At 42.1% G+C, this 25,761-nt stretch carries 29 protein-coding genes; 7 read left to right on the forward strand and 22 right to left on the reverse strand.

All coding sequences use genetic code 11. From position 1 onward, the window contains the following. Positions 1-86: 86 nt before the first annotated feature. Both A361_RS17465 and A361_RS17470 read right to left on the reverse strand, forming a co-directional pair. Positions 87-1,112, reverse strand: coding sequence for a DUF2332 domain-containing protein (locus tag A361_RS17465; RefSeq protein ID WP_009333623.1), 1,026 nt, complete (start codon positions 1,110-1,112; stop codon positions 87-89). A gap of 15 nt (positions 1,113-1,127) precedes the next feature. Then, on the reverse strand, positions 1,128-1,691 hold the full coding sequence (locus tag A361_RS17470) for a histidine phosphatase family protein (RefSeq protein ID WP_019382547.1): 564 nt from the start codon (positions 1,689-1,691) through the stop codon (positions 1,128-1,130). 66 nt (positions 1,692-1,757) lie between these two features. On the opposite strand from A361_RS17470, the gene A361_RS30285 reads away from it, so the two are divergent. Beyond that, a complete protein-coding gene (locus A361_RS30285) occupies positions 1,758-1,898 on the forward strand; it encodes a hypothetical protein (RefSeq protein ID WP_019382546.1) in 141 nt (46 codons plus the stop codon). Between the two features lie 57 nt (positions 1,899-1,955). Here A361_RS30285 and A361_RS17475 read toward each other — a convergent pair whose 3' ends face one another. The 12 genes from A361_RS17475 to A361_RS17525 form a co-directional block, all read right to left on the reverse strand. After that, positions 1,956-2,522, reverse strand: a complete 567-nt coding sequence (locus A361_RS17475) for a GNAT family N-acetyltransferase (protein ID WP_019382545.1) — start codon at positions 2,520-2,522, stop codon at positions 1,956-1,958. Beyond that, complete coding sequence (locus A361_RS17480; protein WP_019382544.1) at positions 2,519-3,007, reverse strand: NUDIX domain-containing protein; 489 nt, start codon at positions 3,005-3,007, stop codon at positions 2,519-2,521. The genes A361_RS17475 and A361_RS17480 overlap by 4 nt, the downstream gene beginning before the upstream one ends. A gap of 22 nt (positions 3,008-3,029) precedes the next feature. After that, positions 3,030-3,776: a class I SAM-dependent methyltransferase gene (locus A361_RS17485; protein WP_019382543.1), complete on the reverse strand. Its 747-nt coding sequence runs from the start codon at positions 3,774-3,776 to the stop codon at positions 3,030-3,032. Continuing rightward, positions 3,769-4,245 carry a GNAT family N-acetyltransferase gene (locus A361_RS17490; protein WP_019382542.1) on the reverse strand — a complete coding sequence of 159 codons (477 nt, stop codon included), beginning with the start codon at positions 4,243-4,245 and terminating at the stop codon, positions 3,769-3,771. Before A361_RS17490 ends, A361_RS17485 begins: the two co-directional genes overlap by 8 nt. Positions 4,246-4,260: 15 nt before the next feature. Next, positions 4,261-4,920 (reverse strand): hypothetical protein, encoded by a 660-nt coding sequence (locus tag A361_RS17495; RefSeq protein WP_009333615.1) that lies wholly within the window; start codon positions 4,918-4,920, stop codon positions 4,261-4,263. A gap of 13 nt (positions 4,921-4,933) precedes the next feature. Then, entirely contained in the window at positions 4,934-5,086 is a 153-nt protein-coding gene (locus tag A361_RS30535) for a hypothetical protein (protein ID WP_019382541.1), read from the reverse strand. Between the two features lie 90 nt (positions 5,087-5,176). Further along, entirely contained in the window at positions 5,177-5,698 is a 522-nt protein-coding gene (locus A361_RS17500; RefSeq protein WP_026041765.1) for a DinB family protein, read from the reverse strand. 62 nt (positions 5,699-5,760) lie between these two features. Continuing rightward, the gene (locus A361_RS17505) at positions 5,761-6,234 is read right to left on the reverse strand and encodes a GyrI-like domain-containing protein (RefSeq protein ID WP_019382539.1); all 474 of its coding nucleotides are present in this window, start codon (positions 6,232-6,234) and stop codon (positions 5,761-5,763) included. 14 nt (positions 6,235-6,248) lie between these two features. Beyond that, on the reverse strand, positions 6,249-7,409 hold the full coding sequence (locus A361_RS17510) for a pyridoxal-phosphate-dependent aminotransferase family protein (protein ID WP_019382538.1): 1,161 nt from the start codon (positions 7,407-7,409) through the stop codon (positions 6,249-6,251). A gap of 53 nt (positions 7,410-7,462) precedes the next feature. Further along, complete coding sequence (locus A361_RS17515) at positions 7,463-8,467, reverse strand: nuclease-related domain-containing protein (protein WP_009333611.1); 1,005 nt, start codon at positions 8,465-8,467, stop codon at positions 7,463-7,465. Between the two features lie 229 nt (positions 8,468-8,696). Next, positions 8,697-10,418, reverse strand: coding sequence for an assimilatory sulfite reductase (NADPH) hemoprotein subunit (cysI, locus tag A361_RS17520; protein ID WP_019382537.1), 1,722 nt, complete (start codon positions 10,416-10,418; stop codon positions 8,697-8,699). A 25-nt stretch (positions 10,419-10,443) separates the two neighbouring features. After that, a complete protein-coding gene (locus A361_RS17525; protein ID WP_019382536.1) occupies positions 10,444-12,255 on the reverse strand; it encodes an assimilatory sulfite reductase (NADPH) flavoprotein subunit in 1,812 nt (603 codons plus the stop codon). Between the two features lie 195 nt (positions 12,256-12,450). Here A361_RS17525 and A361_RS17530 point away from each other — a divergent pair, with 195 nt between their 5' ends. Then, positions 12,451-13,350, forward strand: a complete 900-nt coding sequence (locus tag A361_RS17530) for a LysR family transcriptional regulator (protein WP_019382535.1) — start codon at positions 12,451-12,453, stop codon at positions 13,348-13,350. 103 nt (positions 13,351-13,453) lie between these two features. Then, positions 13,454-13,681 (forward strand): methionine aminopeptidase, encoded by a 228-nt coding sequence (locus tag A361_RS17535; protein ID WP_236887902.1) that lies wholly within the window; start codon positions 13,454-13,456, stop codon positions 13,679-13,681. 53 nt (positions 13,682-13,734) lie between these two features. Here the strand turns inward: A361_RS17535 and A361_RS17540 are convergent, their stop codons facing one another. Continuing rightward, the gene (locus A361_RS17540) at positions 13,735-14,913 is read right to left on the reverse strand and encodes a M20 family metallopeptidase (RefSeq protein ID WP_019382534.1); all 1,179 of its coding nucleotides are present in this window, start codon (positions 14,911-14,913) and stop codon (positions 13,735-13,737) included. Positions 14,914-15,010: 97 nt separating this feature from the next. Then, positions 15,011-15,526 (reverse strand): YbaK/EbsC family protein, encoded by a 516-nt coding sequence (locus A361_RS17545; RefSeq protein WP_019382533.1) that lies wholly within the window; start codon positions 15,524-15,526, stop codon positions 15,011-15,013. 200 nt (positions 15,527-15,726) lie between these two features. Between A361_RS17545 and A361_RS17550 the strand changes: the two genes are divergently transcribed. Then, a complete protein-coding gene (locus A361_RS17550; protein ID WP_019382532.1) occupies positions 15,727-16,830 on the forward strand; it encodes an aromatic acid exporter family protein in 1,104 nt (367 codons plus the stop codon). Positions 16,831-16,874: 44 nt separating this feature from the next. Here the strand turns inward: A361_RS17550 and A361_RS17555 are convergent, their stop codons facing one another. The 3 genes from A361_RS17555 to A361_RS17565 all read right to left on the reverse strand — a co-directional run bounded on the left by A361_RS17555 (position 16,875) and on the right by A361_RS17565 (position 19,311). Further along, positions 16,875-17,936, reverse strand: coding sequence for an SDR family NAD(P)-dependent oxidoreductase (locus A361_RS17555; RefSeq protein WP_019382531.1), 1,062 nt, complete (start codon positions 17,934-17,936; stop codon positions 16,875-16,877). 145 nt (positions 17,937-18,081) lie between these two features. Next, positions 18,082-18,849: a hypothetical protein gene (locus tag A361_RS17560; RefSeq protein WP_019382529.1), complete on the reverse strand. Its 768-nt coding sequence runs from the start codon at positions 18,847-18,849 to the stop codon at positions 18,082-18,084. 255 nt (positions 18,850-19,104) lie between these two features. Beyond that, positions 19,105-19,311 (reverse strand): response regulator, encoded by a 207-nt coding sequence (locus tag A361_RS17565; protein ID WP_026041764.1) that lies wholly within the window; start codon positions 19,309-19,311, stop codon positions 19,105-19,107. Between the two features lie 189 nt (positions 19,312-19,500). Between A361_RS17565 and A361_RS17570 the strand changes: the two genes are divergently transcribed. After that, positions 19,501-21,549, forward strand: a complete 2,049-nt coding sequence (locus tag A361_RS17570) for a molybdopterin-containing oxidoreductase family protein (RefSeq protein WP_019382528.1) — start codon at positions 19,501-19,503, stop codon at positions 21,547-21,549. Between the two features lie 30 nt (positions 21,550-21,579). Here A361_RS17570 and A361_RS17575 read toward each other — a convergent pair whose 3' ends face one another. Next, positions 21,580-22,113, reverse strand: a complete 534-nt coding sequence (locus tag A361_RS17575; protein WP_019382527.1) for a DNA topology modulation protein — start codon at positions 22,111-22,113, stop codon at positions 21,580-21,582. A gap of 116 nt (positions 22,114-22,229) precedes the next feature. Here A361_RS17575 and A361_RS17580 point away from each other — a divergent pair, with 116 nt between their 5' ends. Beyond that, positions 22,230-23,249: a DUF3231 family protein gene (locus A361_RS17580; protein ID WP_019382526.1), complete on the forward strand. Its 1,020-nt coding sequence runs from the start codon at positions 22,230-22,232 to the stop codon at positions 23,247-23,249. A 37-nt stretch (positions 23,250-23,286) separates the two neighbouring features. On the opposite strand, the gene A361_RS17585 is transcribed toward A361_RS17580, so the two are convergent. Next, positions 23,287-23,790 carry an NUDIX hydrolase gene (locus A361_RS17585; protein WP_009333596.1) on the reverse strand — a complete coding sequence of 168 codons (504 nt, stop codon included), beginning with the start codon at positions 23,788-23,790 and terminating at the stop codon, positions 23,287-23,289. A 156-nt stretch (positions 23,791-23,946) separates the two neighbouring features. Here A361_RS17585 and A361_RS17590 point away from each other — a divergent pair, with 156 nt between their 5' ends. Next, on the forward strand, positions 23,947-24,807 hold the full coding sequence (locus tag A361_RS17590; RefSeq protein WP_051005566.1) for a YitT family protein: 861 nt from the start codon (positions 23,947-23,949) through the stop codon (positions 24,805-24,807). A 51-nt stretch (positions 24,808-24,858) separates the two neighbouring features. On the opposite strand, the gene zupT is transcribed toward A361_RS17590, so the two are convergent. Further along, positions 24,859-25,668 carry a zinc transporter ZupT gene (zupT, locus tag A361_RS17595; RefSeq protein WP_009333594.1) on the reverse strand — a complete coding sequence of 270 codons (810 nt, stop codon included), beginning with the start codon at positions 25,666-25,668 and terminating at the stop codon, positions 24,859-24,861. Positions 25,669-25,761 lie beyond the last annotated feature (93 nt).

Consider the following 25,761-nt stretch of genomic DNA (forward strand, 5'->3'; position numbering starts at 1 on the left):
GGTTAAAACAATATATACTTACCTAGATAAGTATAACAGATGCTGTCAAGTTTCAAAATTTTAGAGGTGCGAAATAGTAAGGAAGCTTAATTTAATTCCCATGTGAACCAGTGTCCATGCCCCTCGGTTTGGCCGACCAATTTCTTATATTCTTTGGAATCCAGATAATAATCCAGATGCAAATTCCGGTCCTGGATATTGTTATAAATATGAAAGATATCCCTGCTTTGTCCGCTTGCTTTTATTTTTCCAAGCAGATTCTCCTTTACATCAGCGGGCATTTGATTCGCCACATGGGTGTGGAAAACACAGATTGTGTGTTCATCAGGTATACCTTCAATCAGACTGGGCAAAAGCTCAACACCATCTCCTTCAAACAGGCTGATTGGATTTTCTTTCACACATTGGGCAGCTTTTTCGAATAAAGTTCTTCTCTCCTGGTGTTCTGGCCAGATAAGTGATTTCAGCCATAGAAAGTCTTCCCCATTATTCAGGTCATTTATATGCAAATCAACTCCAGTTCTTGAAGCTACCGGCGGCATTTCTGGCGGTAAAATCGGGACATGGCCTCCTTTAATTTCAGAGGATAATTGAACATTCGAGGCTGGATTTCCAAAAGTTTCTTCTGTACCATATGTGTAGCAGTATTTATCCCAAAGAAGCTGCAGGCCCGCGCTTGTTCCTATTTCAATCAAGGCCAGGGGCTTTTCGGTTTGCTGAAAGATCCAGGCAAACACAGGGTATAAGTAAGCACAGCGCCTAACTTCATTCGTCTGGACTAATTTTGCTTTTACTATTTCTTTAATTTCCTGTGAATTTAGCCTGCAGAAATCTTTAAAGCTTTGGAAAGATTCAAGAGGGTTTCTTGGATTCTCCACTAAGCTTGAATAATATTCCTTAAGTTCATGCTCTTTCCCGCTTAAAAGCAGATAATGAATGGCTCCAAGAAATAAATTCGGCACAGGCTGGCCTTCTCTCGCTTCAGATGCCAAAACCAGCAATTCTTCATCCTCTGCAATCTTGTAAGACAAGAACTCATAAAGCCCACTGGATCCATGACATTCATATTGTCCAAATGTTTTGAATCTGGTTGCCAGATTAGGTTTTACCATTCTACTTCCCCTCCGTTAAAAGATGTAAGTATCCGCATTCCAATGCTTTGAACCTGTTTTTCTCTTCCCGATCCACCCGGCTTCTTGAAGTTCCCTCGCAATTAAATGGTTGAAAAAACCGTGACCTACGAGAACAGCAAAGTGATGTTCTTTTGCAATAGAGGTTAATGTTGATGATGCATGCTTTGCCCGTAATTTTGCATCCCTGTATGATTCACAGCCCTGTGAATAGCCGCATAACCATAGTAGCCTTAATACCACAGCCCAGGTATTTGGCTTCAATCTCATACCCGGAAATTTATCGGCAGGTATGGGCAATTCAGTTTCCCTGAATAATGGATCTGTCTGTATCTTTGCAGAAGGATTTATGCTTTTGGCCGACTCGATTGACCTTTTTAAATCACTTGTAAGTAAAAAAGATGCTGAACTCCCTTTTTCAATTGCGTCAGAAGAACAAGTCTCACCCTCAAGAATCCCTAAGCGGTTGTATATTTCAACCCATTTTTTAAATTCACGGCTATTCATGCGGTGATTATCCATTTGCGATGACCTGCCATGTCTGATAAGTGTTATTTCCATTTAAAAACCCCAAAATTTATATTTTTTTCCTTTATGGATAATTTAATTAACATGGAGGTGAATACCATGCAGGAACAAGAATATCCAAACGTAAAACTCGGCGGCAAAAAGGTACACGAAAAAGGAAATGGCGGAGACCAGGTCCGTGGACATGAACAGGAAAACAGAAATGGCACATTTAATACAAACTCTAAATCAGATAGATAATGGAATGACGGGACACCCTCACAGTGGATGGAGGGTGTCTTTGCAGTTACGGCTGTTTTAAGAATTTGATGCCCAATCCTTTTTTCTGATGATGTAATGGAAATATCGCTCTCCGTCGATTTCCATTTCTCCAGCATGCTGAAATCCGCACTTTTGCAGAACGCGAATGGAACTGGAATTGCTTGTTAATGCAACGGCATTCAGTGTTTCAAGAACTGTTTTTTCAAAAAGAAATCCCATTAGCCCTTTTGCAGCAAGCGTGGAATATCCTTTATTTCGGTAGTGTTTTGAGATGGCATAGCCAATTTCCCTGTTCGGCTCAGGCAATTCATCTTTTATTCCTGTATTGCAAAAACCAATAAACTTTCCAGTTTCCTTTAGTATGATTCCCAAATTCAAATATCCTGCATCTTTCAGGGCAGGCATCGAGGACCTGAATTTTTTATTCGCAGGAATTTCATAATCCTCCATCCAGTTCATACGCTGTTCAAGCGTAGCCTGTGCACCCGGAATAAACTTATATACTTCCGGCTGTAAAGTAATTTCATAGAGCTCTGGCACATCTTCCATCCTGTATTCCCTAAGGATGACCTCACCGCAATCGATCATTATTTCTTCGTTCATTTTTTCATCTCCATTGCGTACACATCCAGTGTGTGTTCTTGGATCAAATCTATGTTTCTTTTATCTTTAACATATTCCAAGATGTGAGCTTTCATATTAGGATACAATACTATATTGGCCAGTTCAGAAAGCGGCACCCATCTAACTCCTGTCTGGTTAGGATCCGGGGCTGAAGGCATTTTAGGCAATGAGCCTTCCCTTAACTGACATTCAAACAGTAAGCCCAGTGAATGTATCTGCCCATACCTGAATTCATTTAAGTGAGGGGCATATTCATAAACGAATGCCAATGGGCCGACCGTCACATCTACAGATGCCTCTTCTTTCACTTCCCTTTTCACTGCATCAATAACAGATTCTTTGGGTTCAACCCCTCCTGCAGGCAAATTGTAATGAAGGCCTCTTTCATCCTGAAACTCAATCAGCAGAATCGAATTGTTTTCTATAATGACTGCACCTGCTCTGACTCTAATATGATAGGTCATTCGGTCTCATCCGCCTTTTCTTCTATAGCTTTCTGCATTTAATAATAAAAGCAGCGGGTATAGCTTTCGTTTTTTCATAGGAATACCACCGGTTGGAATGCCGCTGAACATCTTCTTCAGTAAGGCTGGCATCTTCAATTACCCTTTCAATCGCAAACCCGTTTTCTATTAATAAATTGATATATGTACTTAGTTTATATTGCTGCATAATGGCAGGCTGGTTCCAGGCTATATGCTGATAGGAGCCTTCCTCATGATAGGATTTATCCATAATTAATGCTCCATTTTCAGCCTTAATCCGGTTATACATCGGATGTTCCCAGCTGAATATAAACACCCCGCCTGATTTAAGGTAATGATGAATGTTTTTAAGCGTACAGTCTAAATTCGTGGTCCAGCCAATCGCATAAATGGAAAAAACGAAATCGAAGTAATCAGCAGGGATTCCCGGATTTTGTTCCATCGGGGATTCAAACAACTTTACTCGTGAAGATGAATTTACCAGAAGTTCCTTTGCGGATTCGATTTGCCTGGAAGACAGATCCAATCCCCATAATTCACCCGCTCCGCGCTGGTCCAAATATTTTAGGGAATGCCCGCTTCCGCACCCAATCTCCAGCATCTTTAAGCTGCGCACATCTCCGAACAATTGAAGATCATCTTCAGTTGGTGCCAGCGGTCCATATTCAGGCAGCGGATTGCGCCCATAAAACCTTTCAGCCGCTTCATCCCAGCTTTGCTTATTTATTTTTAGTGTTTCATTAATCATAAATATCTCCTTTTACAGAAAAATAGTAAACTTCTTCCTCTCCCCAAATCTCTCCAGTCGGGGAAAATCCGAAGTTTTTATACAGATTCCTTGCGTGATGATTATCTTTATGAACAGTCAAGCGGATTTCCTCGCATTGCGGAAATTTAGTTTTTATCCAGCCGATCATCTCGGCTAATGCTGGCCGTCCATATCCCCTGCCCTGATAATTTTTGTCAATAAAAAAACCGTTAATCCAATACATGTTAGCCGTGTCCGGTTCATAGGCATGCATGATAAAACCGACCATTTGTTCATTGTCATATATAGAAAATGGGATATACTCTATTGCATCCCCATCTGGTTTAATATATACCTTTGCAAGTGAAACAGCCGCTGAAGGAACGAAGTCACGCTGCGATTCTTTTACCTTCATCTTAATGGCTTCTTCCCAGTTGTCTCTTGTGACGGGTTTTAATCTTATGTTCATTTCTTCAGCACCTTCTTATAATTTCCTGTTTTTATCACCTGACTTAATAATGATGCTTACATAAGCGGCCTCTCCATTTTCAACGTGGTTTTTGATTTTTGACACATCGATCTCTTTCTCAATCCGGACAACCTTAGCTTCGTTTGGGAGCAATTTAACGTTACTAGGTTTACCGCTGTTCATCAGTGAAAGCATCTTTACATCCTCTTCAAATAAATATGTGTCATAAAAGCCGATAGTAAAAGACACTTCATCATTGCTGTAATTTTCAAATGGCAGCTCACAAGTTCCCTGCAAAGTATCTTCACCAATCATTACAAACTTACATTGACTTTCATCTTTTATATAGGAAACGGCATTGATGCCATTTGCCAGCGTTTTTTGATAAGCCTCTGCCAGAGAAGGAGGAAGAAGGGAAACGATGATGATAACGGCAAAAAATGATCGCAAATGATATTTTTCGAGTGAACGATGAAGCAAGACCATACCCAGCAGAAGTAAAAGGAGAATAAAAATCCCTGTATAATGAAATCCATCCGCTGAATTAATTGGAATATTTAAAATCATAACCCCTGCATTACCTAGTCGATTTTCATGTGGAAAAGGAAAGTTTAATGCCATGGAAATAACGATTAACACAATTGAAGTCAGAAAGAGCTTTTTATTTTTAATCAAGGCAGATCCTCCTTTACTTCTTTTCTGAGGATCCAAAGGATGCCCCAAAGGCGACTCCCACGGCAATACCCAATGCCCAATTTTCAAATAGCATTCCAAAAACTAGTCCCAGCGACAGACCGTATGCCATTCCGCTTGTTGAAAGGGCCCAATTTTTTTTGTTCATAACTTTTAACCGCCTTTAAATGTTTTACCTTATATACGAATAAAAGGAACTATAGTTTCATATTTTTGGAAAAACCAGACGGTCAGCTTATCACCTCTGAGTTGCCAGCTGTCTTTTTATCACCCGGATTTGTCCGCGATGGCTAATTTCATCCTCCATGACGTGATACCAGAACCAATAATTATTAAAGGCTAATCCGTTGCTCCACTTTCCTTCTTGGTATAGCCAGCTATCCTGTTTAGATGTTAAAAGTTTTAGCGTTTTCTCTCTAATTGCTGACAGTTCCTCCAAGTAAAATTCAAGAGGATGATTATTAATTTCATTCCTTGCTTTCTCACCTAATTCATAAGCGGCGGCCCATTTTGAAAGTTCTTTTTCGTTAAGATCTCTATTTTCAAAAGTAATGATTTGGTGAACATATTCAACAAAAGCAATATGCTTCAGAAGTGCTCCTATTGAATTAATGTTTTCATCGGGAAGAAAATCCAGCTCTTTCTGTGTCAACCCAGCAACATCTTTGAGAGTCACAGACCTGGCATGTTCAAGCATTGATACAAGATTTCCTATTTTTTCATCGTAGCCCTTCATATGCTTAATTCGATAATCTATCACTTTTAAATTCTCCATTCTTCTTTTTTCAGGGAAAAGACTGCCGGGAAGGCAGTCTTTTAACATTATGATATCGTGTCCAGTAGCTCTATATCTAAATCCTCCATACTCTCCCAGCTATGATGGATTTCTATGTGCCACTTATTTTTCAGCCGCTTGTATCCCTTTTCTTCAATCCAGCTGTGCAATTCCCTATAGGTATTTCCAATCTCATCATTAGGTCCTTTGTGCCGGACAGAAGCATATTTTTGCGGTGGAATTTCTAATGAGAACATACCATCAGGTACACTTATAAATTCCTTCACCTCAATGCCAATCCAATATCCGTCTTCTTCAGGAGAGTCTTCCTCCACTTTGAAGGCACCAACTAGCCGATTTGGATTTACAGCTCCCTTAATTTCTGTAAGGCAGCCCAATAATAGATTTATAGCCTGCGGAATTTCGGCTAGATACTGATCCGGCGGGCATAAGACGCGGATCCCTATAAGTTTCAATTCTCCAAGTTCTGTCTCAGCCGCTCGCAAAGTCAAATCAGACATCTTTTCCCTCCTTATCAAGCAACAGGCAATGCAAGTTCTCTAAACCTATCAACTGCTTTTTGGATATCTGCTTCAAATCCCGCTTCGTTCATTGTTTCACCGATCAGCACAATGGCTTTTTCAAGCATATCTTCAGACGTATTCCCCATATGGCCAATTCGGAACGCTTTTCCTGCCAGATGAGCCAGTGCTCCCGCAACAATCACACCTTTTTTCGCAAGAGATGCACGGAATTCAGCATCATCCATTCCTTCAGGGTAAAGGATACAGCTGAGAGTTGCTGCTGCTGCATTTTCATCGGCAATTGCCCTCATTCCATATTCAGCAAGTGCAGCCCTGACCGCTTTACCATATGCTTCATGGCGCTTGTAGCGATTGTCCATTCCTTCAGCCAAGACCAGTTTCATGCCCTCATCATAGGCATAAATCAGATTAACAGGCGGTGTAGCAAAGTATTTTTGGGGGTCATGCATAATGGGAATCCAATTATAGATATCGCAATAGTAGGCAGGAACCCGTTCCATTTGTTCCCTTGCAGCCAGTGCAGTCCCATTGAATGCCACAACAGCGAGACCTGGCGGGACACCAATCGCCTTCTGTGAACCTGTCAAAACGACATCAATTTTCCCTTCGCCATACGATTTGCTCATATCCTCCTCCATTGCCGCTGTCGCACAGACCCCATCCAAAATAACAAGAGCCCCGTGCTTTTTAATGATAGGCATTAATGTATCCAAATCTGCCGCAACACCAGTTGAAGTATCAGCATGGGTAATCGTCACAGCTTTATAGGAATGGGACGCAAGTTTTTCCTCAACAGCTGCGGGATCCACCTGCTTTCCCCATTCGGACTGAATGATATCTGCCTGGATTCCGAACGCCTTGGCTAAGTGCTGAAAACGATCACCAAAGAAGCCCTGACTTATAATCAAAAGCCTTTCTCCAGCTGCAACCGTGTTGACCAGAGCCATTTCCATTGCTATCGTTCCTGAGCCAGAGATTACAAACACTTCCCCATCCGTCTTCAGCATCTCCCTGGTCTTCTCAATCGCACTTTTATAAATTGCAGCAAACCTGGGATCCGTATGCCCCCGTGTCTCTTGTGCCATTGCTTCATAAATCGAATCCGCAACAGGCGTCGGCCCTGGAATCAAAAGCATTTCCTCGTTTGGCATGAATATTCCTCCTTGATAGGTTTATAGATATCTAAATGTTTCGACATTTACTATCAAATACCTCTTTTAATTACCTTTTGATTGGTGTTTCCTTCGGAGAAAATCAGTGTATATCTTCTATTTTTATGAGCGCCGGTTTGCGGGAGGTTGAGGGATTGGAGGAGTCGGGTTGCGGTATAGGAAGAAGGAATATGCAGAAAGTTTCTGAGCTCCTTGTTCGTGATGGTATCCCCCAGCAGAAGGCTATAGTCATGCAATGCTTTGATATGCGCTTCTTTGCTGGTTATCTTGCATTTAGGACATCTCCAGGTGCGAATCACTCTTTCAAGAGGCAGATAGGTGCAAGAAGGGCAGAATACGCCCGTAAGAATTTCAGATTGATTAATCTGGAATCTTGATAGTATTGAACTTTCCTGTTCTGTATTTTGCTTTTTAAATAAACGAATGACCTTTTTAAGGAGTTTATCACTGATTTCTCTATTAATGGATTTTTCTATTTGCTCAATTTTTATAGGAAGAGTATTTCGGTGTATAACTTTATGGCTGAGGTCAATATGAGGAGGAATGACTTTAATTCCTGTATGCGGATTACTTATGACTACAAATGAATAGACCGGTAAATTTTCAATACTGACATTGGCATTAATCCAACTTCTAAGCTGCGATGCCTGTCTATTCACCTGAATTAAAGGGCAGGGAAAAACTTGCTCTTTTCCATTCTTTATACGAATCAATTGATTATATACCGTATCAAAATGCAGGATACCTGTTATATTTTTCACTTCAATTACTAGAGCAAACTTTTTTGTAAGTATAAGAGTATCGATTTGGAAAAATCGATCATTATCTGGCAGGCGGAGATCATGAAGGATAAAATATACCTTATTATCTAGAAAATCAAGAGGAAAATCCAATGAAACTTCTCCTTTATAGCCTGCAAGTCTTTTATTCAGTTCTTCGTTAATGATAGGAATTTTTGGGTGATGAGCTGGAAGCCTGCGGAGGAGAGCTTCTGTTTTACGGATTAAAAGAGGAACTTTTCGTTCTTTGAGGATCATTTTTTCACTCCATTCTTGTTTTATACTAAAAAATTTTGCAATACTCCTTCAAATCCTCTAAGAAAAAATCCGAAGGGAATGTTTATGTGCGGATAGCCAAAATTTATGTGCGGATAGACAATTTTGTGTGCTTATAGACAGAAAATATGTGCGGATAGAAATATTTACGTGCATTCGGCCCCGCACACAAACAAAAAAAGACAGGGCCCCCGCCCCATCTTTCTTCAGCTCAATCATGAAAATTAGTCCCGTCCGTTGTCGCTTCAATAATCCCTGCCCGGACCACGAAATCGCCAAAATGCTCGCCGTCCTGACGTTCACGGGCGTAGCGCGGCAGAATGGCACGCAGCTCGTTCAGGATTTCTTCTTCGCCAATGTTTTCGCGGTACATTTTGCTGAGGCGGCTTCCGTCAAATGCTGCCCCGAGATACATATTGTACTTGCCGACCGCCTTGCCGATAAAGCCGATTTCGCCGAGCGCGTGACGGGCGCAGCCGTTCGGGCAGCCCGTCATGCGGATAGTGATTTCTTCGTTCCGCAATCCTGCTTCGTCAACAATCTCATCAATTTTATCGACCAATACAGGAAGATAGCGTTCTGCCTCGGCCATCGCCAGACCGCATGTCGGAAGGGCCACGCAGGCCATGGATCCGCGGCGCAATGCACTGTAGCGGCTTCCGTCAGTTAAGCCATACTCATTAATTATCGCCTCGATCTTTGCCTTATCTTTAGTTGATACACTTCCGATAATGAGGTTCTGATTGGCGGTCAGCCTGAAATCGCCTTTATGAACTTTGGCAATCTCACGCAATGCTGTCTTCAATTTATATCCGTCGAAGTCTGCCACACGGCCGCCTTCTATGAACATCGTAAAATGCCATTTTCCGCGGACACCCTTTACCCATCCGTAGCGGTCTCCGTTGGAATCAAACTTGAATCCCCGAGCTTCATCCAGCTTCCAGCCCAGACGATTCTCCAGCTCTACAATAACTGTTTCCAGACCAAGGCGGTCTACCGTATATTTAAAACGGGCATTTTTCCGGACTGAGCGGTTGCCGTAATCACGCTGAATCGTTATGACCTTCTCAGCCACTTCGTAAATCTTATCAGGTGTCACAAAGCCGATCACTTTCGAAAGCTGCGGATAGGTCGCCTTATCTCCATGGGAGAAGCCCATTCCGCCGCCGATTGCCACGTTAAAGCCTGCCAGCTTGCCGTTTTCCACAATGGCAATGAAGCCGAGATCCTGGGAAAAGACATCTATGTCATTGGAAGGCGGTACAGCAATCCCGATTTTAAATTTACGGGGCAAATAAAGCGGGCCATACATCGGCTCAACCTCTTCATCCACTTCAGGAGAGCCCGCTACTTTTTCTTCTTCCAGCCAAATTTCATGATAGGCACGTGTGCGGGGCAGGAGGTCGTCACTTAGCATCTTTGCCAGCTCATACACTTCTGAATGAATTTCCGATTGATCGGGATTTGAGATACACATTACATTACGGTTCACATCGCCGCATGCCGCTATCGTATCAAGCATCGTCGAATGGATTGCCTGAATTGTCTTTTTCATATTCCATTTTAAGATTCCATGCATCTGGAAGGTCTGGCGTGTTGTCAGTTTTAATGTGCCGTTCCCATATTTTTCAGCTAAATCATCCACCACAAGCCATTGTTCAGGTGTTGCGACCCCTCCAGGAAGGCGCAGCCGGAGCATAAACTGGTAGGCAGGCTCAAGCTTTTGTTTCTGGCGTTCATTCCGCAGATCCCGGTCATCCTGCAGATAGCTCCCGTGGTGCTTCATTAATCTATTATCATCATCGGGAATTCCGGCGCTGATCCTGTCCTGCATAACTTCCGCCAGCGTTCCGCGCAAATAGTTGCTTCGATCCTTAATTCCCTCAACATCACTCGGAGGGCCATCCGGTGCTTTTAAGTTTGGGTTTACCATGCTGTAAAACTCCTTTCCTTCCAAATCAATATACGTCGCGCTGGTAGCGTTTATTTTTCTGCATGTCGGCAAGATATTCAGAAGCCTGGTCGCGGCTTATACCGCCTTCTTTTTCAATAATATCTATAAGTGCATTATGGACATCATGCGCCATGTTTTTCTCATCGCCGCAGATATAGACGGCTGCTCCTTCCTGAAGCCACTGGAATAATTCCTTGCTATTTTCCTGCATTCTATGCTGAACATAAACCTTCTCATCACCATCACGGGAAAAAGCGACATCCAGCTTCGTCAAGACTCCATCCTTGAGCCACTTTTGCCATTCAGTCTGATAAAGAAAATCAGTCACAAAATGCTGGTCGCCAAAGAATAGCCATGATTTCCCATCAGCGCCGCTTTCTTCACGCTCCTGCATAAATGATCGGAACGGTGCAATTCCGGTTCCAGGACCAACCATAATGATTGGTGTGTCCGGATTCTCAGGCAGTTTAAAGTTTTCGTTGTGCTGAATAAATACTGGCAGTGTATCGCCAGGCTGGAGACGCTCTGCGCATAATATGGAGCAGACACCTTTGCGTTCACGGCCATGGGCATCATAGCGGACAGCACCGATTGTTAAATGGACTTCATCGGGATTCGCCTCGAAGCTGCTGGAAATGGAATAAAGACGCGCAGGCATCTTACGCAGTATAGAAACAAACTCCTGTGCCGAACTGTTCCATGGTTTAAAGTCACGGACTAAATCAATTAAGTCCCGCCCATCCATATAAGATTTCAGTTGATTGCTGTCTGACACTAGCTGTTGCAGTTCTTCATTTCCAGAAAACTTTGCAGCCTTTTCAACAAGCGGTTTAGTCAGGACAGTAATCTCAAAGTGAGCCGTAAGCGCTTCTTTTAACGTTACTGTTTCCTCCTTCACTCTGACTGTTTCCTCTGGATCCCAGCTCATCTCAGCTAAAAGCAGGTCAACCAATTCAGGATCGTTTTCAGGGTATACCCCAAGGCTGTCACCAGGCTGATAAGTCAGACCGGAACCTTCTAAAGAAATCTCGAGATGGCGGGTTTCTTTATTGGAGCCGCGTCCATTGAGATTCAGATTTTCCAGAACTTCTGCCCGGAAAGGATTGGACCGGGAATAGACTGACTCAGCAGGTGCTGAGGCTGAAACTGAAGCTGCTGCTGCAGGAGAAGGACTGCTGCTTTCCCCTTCGCTCAATCCGGCTAAAACTGCTTCCGTCCACTCTGCTGCAGGCTCCTCGAAATCAAGATCACAGTCCACTCTTGGCGTTATTCTTGTTCCGCCAAGTTCCTCCAGACGTTTATCAAAATCTTTTCCCGTTTGGCAGAAGAATTCATATGAGCTGTCGCCAAGTGCCAAAACTGAGTATCGGAAGTCTTCCAGTTTGGGCGCCCTTTTTCCGTGAACAAATTCATGGAATGTCAAAGCGTTGTCAGGCGGATCTCCCTCACCATGGGTACTTACGACAATTAACAGGTTTTTGACCTTTTTAAGATTATTGGGCTTAAAGTCACTCATTGCTGAAACCGTTACTTGAAAACCTCTCTCCTCAAGCGTTTTTCCAGCTTTCTTTGCCAGATTCTGCGCATTCCCGGTTTGTGATCCAAATAAGATGGTCACTTCTTTTTGAATTGCCCTTACCGCTGCAGGTGCGGGACGTTCTTCCACTGCCGGGGCAGCCTGTAATGATGAAGACTGTATTGCGGCAAGATACCCGCTCAGCCAGAGAGATTGTGTCTCTGTCAGAGTCGGAAGAAGACGATTAAGGAGCTCTGTCTGCTCCTGATTAAACGGACTGTTCATTACCTGAAGTTGCAACATGATCCACCTCGCAAACCAGCGCAAAAGGCTGGTTTTATAGTATTTCTTTAAATTTCCTCTTTTCCTATAAAAAAAGTCGGTTTTATACACAAAAAATATATATCTATTACTTTACCGAATGATATTCCATTAGTAAAATAAATATTAATTATCGCAGCTATTAATATTATTAATTATAGAAAGGGTGATATTTTGTACTATGATGCGTTAAAAACATTCGTCACATTGGCTGAAGTTAAAAATTTTACGAAGACGGCCGAGCTCCTTCTAATGTCACAGCCCAGTGTCAGCCTGCATATTAAAAATCTGGAAAAGGAATTTCAGACCAAACTATTTCAACGCTCTCCAAAATACTTGAAAATTACGCCCAGCGGTGAAATATTATATGACCGGGCCAAGCAGATGATTACCATTTACGAGCAAACCAGGCAGGAAATTTTAGAGCAGCAAAACACCATTAAAGGAGACTTGAAAATTGCGGCCAGTTTCACTATAGGGGAGTACATCCTGCCTCCCCTCCTGCTTGATTTGCAGAATCAGTATCCTGAGCTTAATCTCCAGGTGACGATTGCCAACACAGAGGAAGTTGTTCAGTCAACACGGTCCCATCATGTGGATATAGGGTTAATAGAAGGCCAGACAAATGAAAGAGAGCTTATCGTGACTCCCTTTTTAGAGGATGAATTATTTATTGTGACTTCCAACCAGCATCCATTGGTACAAAAAGAGGAAACAACCATTGCTGACCTTCAAAATCAGCAATGGATCATGAGGGAAAACGGGTCAGGGACACGTGAGTATTTTAACCATGTAGTCAGATCAAATGGCCTTAAGGTGAAATCACTTTTAACGATCAGCAGCAACCAGGGGATAAAAGAAACACTCATCAACGGGCTGGGAATAAGCATTCTTTCCGGAAGCGTCGTCGAAAGGGACGTTAAACAAAATAACCTGTCTATAATCAAAGTGAAAAATCAGGAATTCAAACGCACTCTTTCCTATGTTCTATCCCCCATCATGCAGGAAAAAAAGAATGTCAGCATTTTTATCGAAGCACTCGGCGAAAAATGGAAGCACCCTAAGGGAAAATAGTCATTTTTAGAACAAGCTTTTTTTCACACTAGTCCCACTTTATTCATATACTATAGTACCGAAGTGTATAAAATCTGCCCATTTTATTCAAAATAAGGAAAAAATGGCTGAGGTGAAAAAGATGGGATTATTGAATGCCTTTAATGAATGGCGCGAAAGCAGATATCAAAATCATGTCAATCGCATGAAGGAAGAAAACAAGTGTCCTGACTGTTACGGCAGGGGTTTTTCACTCTATCCGGGGAATGAATTCGCTTATCATGCCAACCAATTTGACTGCCAGGGCTGCAATGGAACCGGACTGTATTCAGAATGGGATAGTTTATCATAATATAATGGCCATGATCCGTATGTTTCTTATGGATCATGGCCTTATTTTGGATTTTAAGCTAATGCCTTGTTTGACTCGAATTCTTCTTTAATCTGTTTTAAAAGCTCCTGATTGGTTAACACTTCATACCCCGTAAGTGCCATTGCCTTGGCCCCGAGGATCATGGCTTCTTTAGCCTGCTCACTCATAGCAGCTTCCCTGAATTCATGGGTGTGGCAAGCATATGCCTCATTGCATATTTTAATATAAGGATGAATGGAAGGGGCTGCCTGGCTGACATTCCCCATGTCAAGAGAACCTGACCCATTCTTCTGTTCCAGAATTTCCTCCTCATTCACACCAAGAGAAAGCAGTTCTTTATTGAATGCTTCTGATAAAGGGCTGTTCGTAACCATATCATCATAAGAAAACTCATAAAATGACCACTTCATTTCGGCACCAGTCTGCAAAGCTGCCCCTTCTGCACATTTCTTGACCTTTTCTACAAGTTCATTCACATACTCACGTTTGGATGCACGAACATAAAATTGGGCAACCGCATAGTCCGGAACCACGTTTGCGGCTTTGCCACCTTCCGTAATAATGCCATGGATTCTGGCATCAGGTTTGATATGCTGACGCAGAGCGTTTATGCTGTTGAACGTTTGCAGGACAGCGTCCAACGCATTAATTCCTAAATGAGGGCTGGCAGCTGCATGTGCTGATTTGCCAAAAAACTCAAACTGTATAGCATCCATTGCCAGTGATGCCCCGCTTTTCACAAAATTGTCAAGGGGATGAACCATGATCGCTGCATCCAAAACATCAAAAATACCAGCTTCAGCCATGGTCATCTTACCGCCCTTCGTCTCCTCTGCAGGCGTGCCAAAGACAATAACCTTTCCTCCAGTTTCATGAATCACTTTACTTAGTCCTATTCCTGCAGCAATCCCCATTGTCCCGATTAGATTATGACCGCATGCATGCCCCACTTCAGGCAGTGCGTCGTATTCAGACATGTATCCAATCACAGGACCTTCTTTTCCGCTGTCATAAGTTCCGGTAAAAGCAGTCGGTAAACCGCATATGCCGATTTCTACAGAAAAGCCATGCTTTTCAAGCTCCTCTGTCAATACTTTGCATGCCTTGTACTCTTCATGGCCCAATTCGGGATTCTCGCCGATATAAGTGCTTATTCTATTAAAGTCATCCTGAAGTTCATCAATATGTTTAATAATCAGATTCTTTCCCATGAACTATCTGCTCTCCTAATCCGCAAATCTATATATTTATTCATTAATAATTATAATCATACAACACATTTTTGATTTCGGCACGTAAATATCACTTCTATTTCGTTATTTTTTCCAGTGGCCGTTCAATGATCAGCGCCTCTTCCCAGTCCTTGCACACATCCACCCAGGCTTTTGCATCTGAATATGTATTAATTTCAGCAGGTGTCAGTTCAATGGCGGAATTGCTGCTTCCGCATGCAGGGAAAAGGGTCTCGAATCTTTTCATAGATTCATCCAGATATACATCCAGATTATTTTTCAGTCCAAATGGACACACTCCGCCTACGGCATGGCCCGTCTGTTCGAGGACTTCCTCAGCTGAAAGCAACCGGGCTTTGAGACCGAACGTTTTCCGGAACTTCTTGTTATCCACTTTGGCGTCGCCTGCTGCCACCACAAGAATTGCTTCATCCCCATCACCCCTGAAGGAAAGAGTCTTGGCAATTTGTGCAGGGCTGACACCGATTGTTTCAGCAGCCTGTTCCACTGTTGCGCTTAAAGAATCAAACTCCATTACATCCTGTTCCCGATCCCATTTTTTGAAATGGGCTTTCACACTTTCAATTGACATTCAAACTCACCCTTCCTCTAAGTCCGTAAAATCTTATATACATTCCGTATTTATACTTTATAGTTGTCTATTTTAACATACTATCAGATGATGTCACCGGGGTAATTTCTTTTTATCAGAAGATTCGCATTTGCTCTTATTGGTTTCTTGCACTAATATAAATTTACTATTGAAACCACGGATTTAAAGAAGGATTATGTATGAAACAGACTATTCCATATAATTTTATTGGAGGAAGAATCGCCAAAACCGGACTGGCTGTTTTTATAACAGCTTTTATTTGCCATATGCTGGATTGGCCAGCCATGTTTGCTGTGATTACGGCCATCGTAACGATTGAACCTACTGTTGCGGACTCCATTCGGAAAGCATATGTCAGATTTCCTGCGGCAGCCATTGGTGCGGGCTTTGCTGTATTATTTACGTTCATTTTCGGGGACAGCCCATACAGTTATGCTGCCGTTTCGCTTGCGACAATCATAGTCTGCCATAAGCTGAAGCTTCATGATGGGATGCTGGTGGCTACATTAACAGGTGTCGCTATGATATCAACGGTACAGGACCATTATCTGTCCTCTTTTTTCATTCGATTGGGGACTACCACTACCGGAATTGTCGTTTCCACAGCAGTTAACTTTTTTGTCATGCCGCCCAATTACTCAACATCCATCATAAAAAACATACATGCCCTTTACAGACGATCCGGTGACATTTTACATAAAAGAGGACTTGAAATTTTCAAATCACAGGGATCTGACGGCACTGTCCGTTCTGATTTTCAAAGACTTATTAAAGATATCGATAAAACGGAAACTTTATGCCATTATCAAAAAGCTGAATATAGGTATCACCGATTTAGCCGTGAAGACATGCGCGACTTTCATTATGAATATAAAAAATTGACTATTTTAAGGCAGATTACCTATCACGTGGGGAACTTGATCTTTCTGCCAACTGGCCTTCCGGAGCTGGAGGAAGACAGGAAAAAGGCTGCCGCTGCTGTTCTTGAGGATATAAAAAACAGCCTATATGACCCGGTCTTTCTTATTACAGAAAGCCATCATAAAAAAATCAGCGAGGTAACACAGTGGTTTATTGACCAAAAACAGCTGAACCCTGCGGGGGGCTTAAAACCGCGCACACACCACCATGTCCAGCCTGAAACAGCCATTCTATATGAGGTTCTCTCCATCCATGACTTAATTGAGGAATTGAATCAAATTCAGACTATGGAAATTAAGCACAGGAAGCTTTTAAAAGCCCCCCTTGAAGCAGGTGCCCAAAAAGACGGGGAACAGACATGAATGATAAAGGAAGACCGGGAATTCAATCCCCGGTCTTTCTTTCGTCAGGAAGGTATACCCGCTTCATCGAGCAAATATCCTGCTATTATTCTTGTTAATACATCACGGTCCATTTGCAGCATGTGAACTCCTGCATCTGCAAGCATCCTTTCCGTATTGTCTGATGGAAAATCAATGGTCCGCTGGAAATAACTGTGGAAAATGCTCATTGAATTATGAAAAGCCTTTTCCTCACTAGTCATTTCTGCAGATGATCCTGGGATACACATCTCCAATTGCGGAAAATTCAGTACCTCTCTTACTATTTCATATACATCTGATTGCAGAGGCGGATTAGGGTTTGTAATGTTGAAGATCCCGCCATTTTCTGCATGAATCAGGGCGGCATCCAGTGTATCTATAACATAATTCACCGGCACAAAATTCTGGGCAACTTCAGGATCCAAATAGATTCTGCACGTTTGGCCGTCTTGTCTTCGCATGGCCCGTTTTTTCAAGATCTTGATGCCTTTTAGAAATCCATATAAGCCGAAGTTTGTATCAGCTTCACCTGTTCTGGAATCACCGATGATAATACCGGGACGGAGAATAACAATATCCAGTTTATCCCGGAATGTATATACGAGGTGTTCTGCCTCGCACTTGGAAGCTTCATAGGGATTTACAAAACGCCTGTCCACAGAGTAAAGAGCCTCCGCCCCCTGAGTATCTGTCCCAACCGTATAGGCGGTACTGATATATAAAACTTTTGGACAATTTATTTCCAAAGCAAGATTCAGAACATTTTCTGTTCCTCCCACATTCACTTTATAGGTCTTATCCCGATCCTTTTCATCAAATGATAGAAGTGCTGCACTATGGTATAAGGCATCCAACTTTCCTTTTAATGAATTCATAAGTTCTCTATTTAATCCAAGATGTTCTTCTGTAACATCGCCTTCCAATATATGAATCTGTCTGGAAAAATCGCTTCCTTTGCCTTGCATGAAGGCATCCAGCCGCTTTCTGCTCCTGACTAATAAATAAAGTTCATGCCCCTGTTCCAAAAGCTTTAATGAAAGCTTTTTCCCTAAAAAACCGTTTGCACCTGTAATTAGTATATTCAAAGAAGAATCTCAACCTTTCTATCTAACATCCCTGTAAAAACTTTAGCGGGAAATTCAATTAAAAGCAATGGAAATACATTCACCCTAAATCGGTTCTGCATATTCATAAACAACAAAAGCGCCTGGTTTTCCCCAGGCGCCTTTTTTAAGATAAGTATTTTGGTTTTCTCTCATTCTTTTCATCCCTGTCACAGACTCCCTGAAAAGGACAGGCTGGACACTCATTCATATTGTACAAACCCGAAAACTGCTTTGTGTCTTCAAGAAGCGTCTTCATCATCTGCAGATAGTTTAATCCCGCTTCAAGGCTCTCTTTATTTGGATTGAATACATGCCTCTCACCATCCATTAATGTCACGACCTCAATTCTGGCCGGACTTATTCCAAATACCTTTTCTGAAAAAACCACTGTTAAGTGACAATAAAGCTCAAGCATTTGCTCATCAGCATCTACCAGGAATTTCTTCACTATAAAAGAATCCTGCTGCCATTCCGCGACATCAAAAGTTAAAGAAAGATCTGCATTCAGTTCTTTAAGATTCATTCTGAACTTTTCATACAAAAACAGCGGCTGTGCTATTTCAGATTCACTGCTTAAGTTTCTCATTAAACCATCAGTTATAGCTGCTGCAGCCATATAATATTGGAGCTGGGAATCAAACATACGCAGCTCCAGCCTTCCCCAATATTGATCGATCAGCATCAAAACGTTTGCAGGGGTACGATGGCTTTGCGGCAGCTGAAAATAGGATGAAACAACTTTATTGATAATATGCTGAATGGCCTGACGCCAGCCAAGAGGATGTTTTTTCTTTTCAATATGTGCGTAATAAAATTTATAAGGACACCGGATAAAATCCGTTAAATTCTGGTCAGTCATTGTGCGGACGGATACTTGAGGGTTTTTGATCAACTCCTCGCCTCCTTAAAATCAAAACTATGTATGATTGAAAACGATTATCACCTATCTTCATTTTAATTGATAATGATTATCAAAATCAATATGTTTTATAAAATAAATAAAAAACACCTCCAGCTTGAAGACGTCTCCTTATGTGTATGACTCATCCTGCTTTTCATAAGGAGAGATCATCTCTTTATCCAGGCACCCTCGTGACATAATTCTCATCATCATAAAAAAATAAACTAATGACTGTATTCATTCAGCTTATCCACTGCTTAGATTCCATTCATAATAGGCATATCGAATATTCATAATCATAACGTCAGGCCTATAATTCTTATCAATTATGAGAGCATCACGGCCATTTTCCCCTTCAGCAGCTGCTTCAAGGTCCTCTTCCATTTCCAGTATCCGTTTGACCCCTTCTCTGAAGAGCTTATGATCATCTGCAATCGCAATTTTTATCGCCATTTCTCTGTTCACCTGCCCGGATGTATTCTGAATCTACCAACCTATTTTATAAAATTTTTTACAAAGAATAATTTCAAATATGAGGCTTGGTGTTTCACTATAAAAATTTGATGGATGCCCCCAGACACCCATCAAATAATCTGAATTTTATGTTATGATCGAAATACTATGATGAAGGAGTATGTGGACATGAACTCTTACAGCAAAACATTAAATGGTGTTTTCCCATCCGTTTGCTCCCTGGATTGCCCCGATCAATGCGGCCTTCTCATTCATAAAAAAGAAGGAAGAATCGTAAAAGTTGAAGGAGATCCCAATCACCCCGTAACACAGGGGAATATATGCAATAAGGTCCGCAGCATGCCTTCAAGGATCTATGATAAGGATCGCCTAAAATATCCAATGAAGCGTACTGGCACCAAAGGTGATGGTCATTTTGAACGGATTGGGTGGAAAGAGGCGATAGACACAATTACCTCGAGATGGAAGGAGCTAATTGTCAATAATGGCCCTGAAAGCATCCTGCCATATAGTTTCTACGGAAATATGGGCAGATTAAACGCAGAAGGAATGGACCGCCGTTTCTTCCATAAAGTCGGAGCATCACGCCTTGAGAGGACGATTTGCCAATCTGCCGGTACAGCTGGATATACGTACACAATGGGCGGTAGCTTTGGAATAGATCCAGAAGATACCATCCATTCAAAGCTCATTATTCTATGGGGCATTAATGCAGTCAGCACGAACATGCATCAAATGATTCTCGCACAAAAAGCAAGAAAGAGCGGTGCGAAAATCGTTGTGATTGATGTCCATAAAAACCAGACTGGAAAAATGGCCGACTGGTTTATACCGATTACTCCCGGCACTGATGCTGCTCTGGCCCTTGGCATGATGCATGTCTTGTTTGCCGAAAATCTGGCGGACGAGAACTTTCTGAAAAAGTATACGGTTGGCCACCAGGAACTTCGTGAACATGTGAAGGAGTATGATCCTGAAACAGTAGCCGGCATAACAGGTGTGCCCAAAGATGATATTTTGAAATTAGCCCGTATGTATGGAAAGACTTCCCCTGCTTTTATCCGAATCGGCAACGGGCCACAGCATCACGACAATGGCGGAATGTGCATCCGCACCATTTCATGTCTTCCTGCAATTACAGGACACTGGCTCTTAAAGGGCGGCGGTGCCATCAAGGGAAACTCCGGCTATCTTGCTTTTAATAATGGAGCCCTTCAAAGGCCTGACCTCCTGCACAAAAAGGATACACGCATCATTAATATGAATCAGATCGGTTCGGCACTCCTTGAACTGGAAAAACCGATTAAATCTATGTATGTCTATGGAACCAACCCTGCTGTTGTTGCACCAGAGGGGAATAAAGTCCGTCAAGGGCTGCAGAGGGAGGATTTGTTCCTTGTTGTCCATGATCTGTTCTTAACCGAAACGGCCAAGTATGCCGATATTGTTCTGCCGGCAGCTTCTTCTTTTGAGAATACGGACATCTATTCATCCTATTGGCACCACTACATGCAAATTCAGGAGCCAGTCATAGAACCATACGGCGAGTCAAAATCCAATGTCGAAGTGTTTCGGCTTCTTGCAGAAGGAATGGGCTTTCATGATGCCGTATTTAAAGAAACAGAAGAAGAAATGATTGATGCCGCACTAGATTTTCCAGCTAACCCCCTAATCAAAGAAATCAATGCTGAATCTCTGAAGAAAAACAAGTTTATCAAAGCGAGGGTAAAACCGCTTTTTCCTGGCAGGCTGCCTACGCCTAGTGGAAAAATAGAATTATACTCGCAGAGAATGAAAGATGATGGGTATCCTCCTCTGCCGGCATACATACCGCTGAAGGAAGAAAATAAATTCCCTTTTCTGTTTGTGCCTGCACCGAACCATAACTTTTTGAATTCAACTTTTTCAAATAATACAAAACATGCAGCGATGGAGAAGGAACCGCGTCTTCACATAAATACAAGGGATGCTGCAAATGCTGAAATTAAAGATGGTGACTTGGTTCGTATTTGGAATGAACGAGGAGAATGCGAACTCAAAGCGGCTGTCGGAGAACTTGTCCTTCCTGGTACAGTTGTTTCACAGGGGTTATGGGCTGACGCCCCAGGAACAAAACATCTGGTCAATTCGCTGACTCCGGACCGGCTTTCCGATATGGGCGGCGGTGCCGTGTTCTTTTCAGGCCGGGTAAATGTTTCGAAATTCAGGAAAGAATAACCCCTGCAAAAAATGCAGGGGTTTTTGTTTCTATGAAGCATTGTTAGTCTTAACATCAAAATCTTCTATGAATGAATCAATATCCGGTTTATTTTTCAGTACAATGACTTTTTTACCTTCTGCTGCAAATCTGTCAAGCCGTTCAGCCATTTTCTTTTTGCGGGTTCTGTATGTTGTCAGTATGAATTTAATAAATTTCCAGTCCATTTTCTCCTTGCACCCGGCTGCCATATCCGGACGTGTTTTACCAAGATTGGTCAGCCACCTCTTTAATACCCTGTACAGGCAGAGATACAGGGGAAGTTCCAGATATATAACTGTATCACAAGCAGCTGCCCTGATTTCAAAAGTATTGCTGTAATTGCCTTCAATAATCCACTGCTGTTTTTTCACAAGTTCACGCTGGGCATCCGAAAATTCCGAAAGTCGGCTTTCCACCCAGCCGGGCTTCCAGAACACAGCATCCAGATGATGTACCTCAATGCCTGTTTTTTCTCCCAACTTTCTGGCAAAGGTTGATTTTCCTGCGCCCGCTGAAATCCCAATCACCATAATTCTTCTCAAATAATCAGGCCCCTTTCAAAATGCTGATTGATGACTTAATCCGGAAAAAGAATAAGAACCACTTTAAAGGAAAAAATATCAACCATAGTCAATAATCGTATAATGGAGGCAATCCAATGCAAAAGAATAAGACACGTCTCACAGCCGCTGAAATTGCATCTTTGTGGACTTCCTATATGAATGACAGCATGGCTAAGTGCATTTTAGGGTTTATGCTTAAAGATCTCGATGACAAAGAAATTAAGGGAGTGGTCCAATACGCATATAATTTGACCACCACCCATTTAAAAAAACTTGTCAAGTTTTTTCAGCAGAATGAGATGCCGGTGCCTAATGGTTTTTCTGATAACGACGTCATTATGTCTGCCCCATGGCTCTTTTCCGATATGTTCTGTTTAACGTATATTAACCATATGGCTCGGACAGGTCTTATTTCTTATGGCGGCTTTCTTTCCATGAGTTCAAGGGAAGACATGTGTGAATACTTTACAAATGGGCTTCATGAAACTTCCGTTTTATATAATAAATCAACCCGGATTGCCCTCAGCAAAGGCCTGCTTGCAAGGCACCCTTATATTGAAACTCCGGATGTGACTGAATATATAGATAGCAAAAATTATTTAAGCGGGCTGAATCCTTTGGCGAATAAAAGGCCGTTAAATGCAATAGAAATATCTCATTTGTATATGAATGTCATGACCAATGCCATGGGGGTAAACTTAAGCCTCAGTTTTGCTCAGACCTCATCGACAAAAGAGGTCTCAGATTTTATGCTTAGAGGTGCAGAAATAGCCAACAAACATATTAAAATCTTCTCAGATATTCTGCTGCAAAATGATATTCCAACACCCCGTCTGCCTGATGTCAGTGTCAGCAATTCGGTTACACAGACTTTTTCAGATAAGCTGATCATGTTCCATATGAGTTTAATAAGTGCAGCAGGAACCGGAAATTATGCTACGGCAGCAGCTGCCAGCCAGCGCAGCGACCTGGCCATTAATTATGAACGCTTGTCCATTGAGATTGCCAAATATGCCAAAACGGGAGCAGACATTATGATTAAACATCATTGGATGGAAAAGCCGCCCGGCACAAAAGACCGAAAAAAATTGGCCCAGAATAAAAACGGATCATAATGGAAAAAGGAGCAGTCATGCTCTATTTCGTTTTGGTTCATAAAATGGAGGAGCTCCTTTTCATTGCTGAGTTTAAAGCCTCAGCAAGTGTTTCATGCCATCCCTTGCAAAACTCAGTTATTTGCAGAGGATCGACCAGCTTCCTTTCTGATGACTCATACCGGGCTTCAAAGTCATACATTCTTTCTATTTCCATATGATAAAAAACCTGATAGCCTATTTTGGGATATACGCTGCTTTCAGTCCACTGCAGATTCTCGCTATGGTCTACGATAATATATCCCAATTGTGTGCACTGCCCTTCGGCATAGCCTTCTTCCATGGCTTCTCTCTTAAAACATTGCTTCGGGCTTTCACCCTTTTCTATGTGGCCGCCGGGAATATCCCACCCCCGGTTCTGCAAATTCACTAATAAAACCTTTCCCTCTAAAAAGCAAAACCCATGAGCGCTCGTAATAAATTCTCTCTCCGGAAGATAGGCTGCCTCCTTCCAGGTTAATTTTATCCTTGCTCCGCCCCAATCCACGTAAGCAGCAGTCATATATTTACCTCGCTTTTTTTTAATCCAATTAATTACATTCAACGCTTCCCGTATTATTTCCTTTTTTGCAGCTAAGTGGTTCCTGCTTAAAGATTTTTCTATATAAGTGCTATAATATGAAAGTATTTAAAAAAGAAGGGCTTGATCATATTGGCAATGACAAAGAAAAAACGGGTAATAAAAGAGATAAGGCAGCTCATCATGATTACGCTAGGTGCGGTGATTGCAGCGGCAGGACTTGAGTTTTTCCTTGTTCCCAATAATATTCTCGATGGCGGGGTTATCGGTCTTTCCATTATCGCTGCTGAACTGACCGGGTTAACCATGAGTATATTCCTGATTGTTTTAAATCTGCCATTTCTCTATATTGGCTTCCGTAAAATAGGAATGAAATTTACGATACATACGTTATACGGTGTTATTGTTTTATCTGCCAGTACCGCTTATCTGCATCATTTTGAGCCGGTAACCAATGATTTATTTTTAGCGACGGTCATTGGAGCTGTCATTCTCGGTACAGGGGTCGGCCTTGTGATCAGGACTGGCGGAGCTTTGGACGGTTCAGAAATTATCGCCATCCTAGTCAGCAAGAAGCGCCCAGTGTCTGTCGGCCAATTCATCATGATTGTCAACGTATTTATATTTATTCTTGCGGCCTTCCTCGTTTTCAGCTGGGAAACTGCCATGTACTCCATTATCACCTATTATATTGCATATAAAATGATTGATATCGTTGTGGAAGGTATGGAAGAGCTGAAGTCGGTTACGATCATTTCCGATATGCCTGAAGAAATCTCTGCAGAGCTTATGAAGCAATTAGGGCGGGGGATGACCTATATTCAGGGCCAGGGTGTTTTTACCGGGGAGCCGAAAAAAATCATTTATACCATCGTAACACGGATTGAATTATCTACGCTCCGTTCGATTGTGGAAGATATCGATCCGAATGCATTAGTGGCTATAGAAAATATTGCCGATGTCAGCGGCAGCAACTTTGACAAAGGCACAGCTCATTAATTGTGAAATGAAGAAAGCAGCCTCCTGCACAATAGGAGACTGCTTTCTTTGTTATAAAAACAGCAGCAAGCTGAGCGCCATGACGGCCATTCCTGCCACAAGTCCATAAATGGAAGTATGGGCTTCATCATACTTCTTGGCAGCCGGCAATAATTCATCTAGAGAAATGAACACCATTATTCCGGCAACTGCAGCAAAAATGACTCCAAACATTACATCGTTTAAATATGGCATTAAAATCAAGTATGCGACAAATGCGCCAATTGGCTCTGAGAGCCCTGATAAAAATGAGAGCTTAAAAGCCTTCTTCTTGCTCCCAGTGGCATAATAGACAGGAACTGAGACAGCAATCCCCTCTGGGATATTATGGATCGCGATAGCCGCCGCAATGGCGATTCCAAGCGATGGGTCCTGAAGTGCAGATGTAAAAGTTGCAATTCCTTCCGGGAAGTTATGAATCGCAATCGCCAAAGCGGCAAAGGTCCCCATTTTTAAGAGGGCCGGATCTTCGACAACCTTGCCTGCATCATTCATCTCTTCAACTGTTCTTACTTCATGCGGGTTATCCTTTTTAGGAATAAACCGATCTATTAGTGCAATAAGGACTATCCCCCCAAAAAAACCTCCAACTGTTGCCCAATTGCCGTTTACTTGACCTAATGCTCCTACAAGTGCATCTTTTGCTTTTACAAATATTTCAATCATGGAGACATAAATCATTACACCTGCCGAAAATCCAAGTGCCAATGATAAAAACTTCGTATTCGTTCTAGAAGTAAAAAAAGCCATTAAACTGCCAATACCTGTCGCTAAGCCGGCAAACAATGTGAGACCTAATGCAAATAATACTTCCTGCGACATTTCACTCTCTCCTTTTTCACTGTTGCCAAAAAGTTTCACTAGGGCAACTTTTGCGTTAAAAAAATATATATCCTAGATTACTAAAAGTATATG

It is taken from the genome of Cytobacillus oceanisediminis 2691, from assembly GCF_000294775.2.
GTDB classification, from domain to species: domain Bacteria; phylum Bacillota; class Bacilli; order Bacillales; family Cytobacillaceae; genus Cytobacillus; species Cytobacillus pseudoceanisediminis.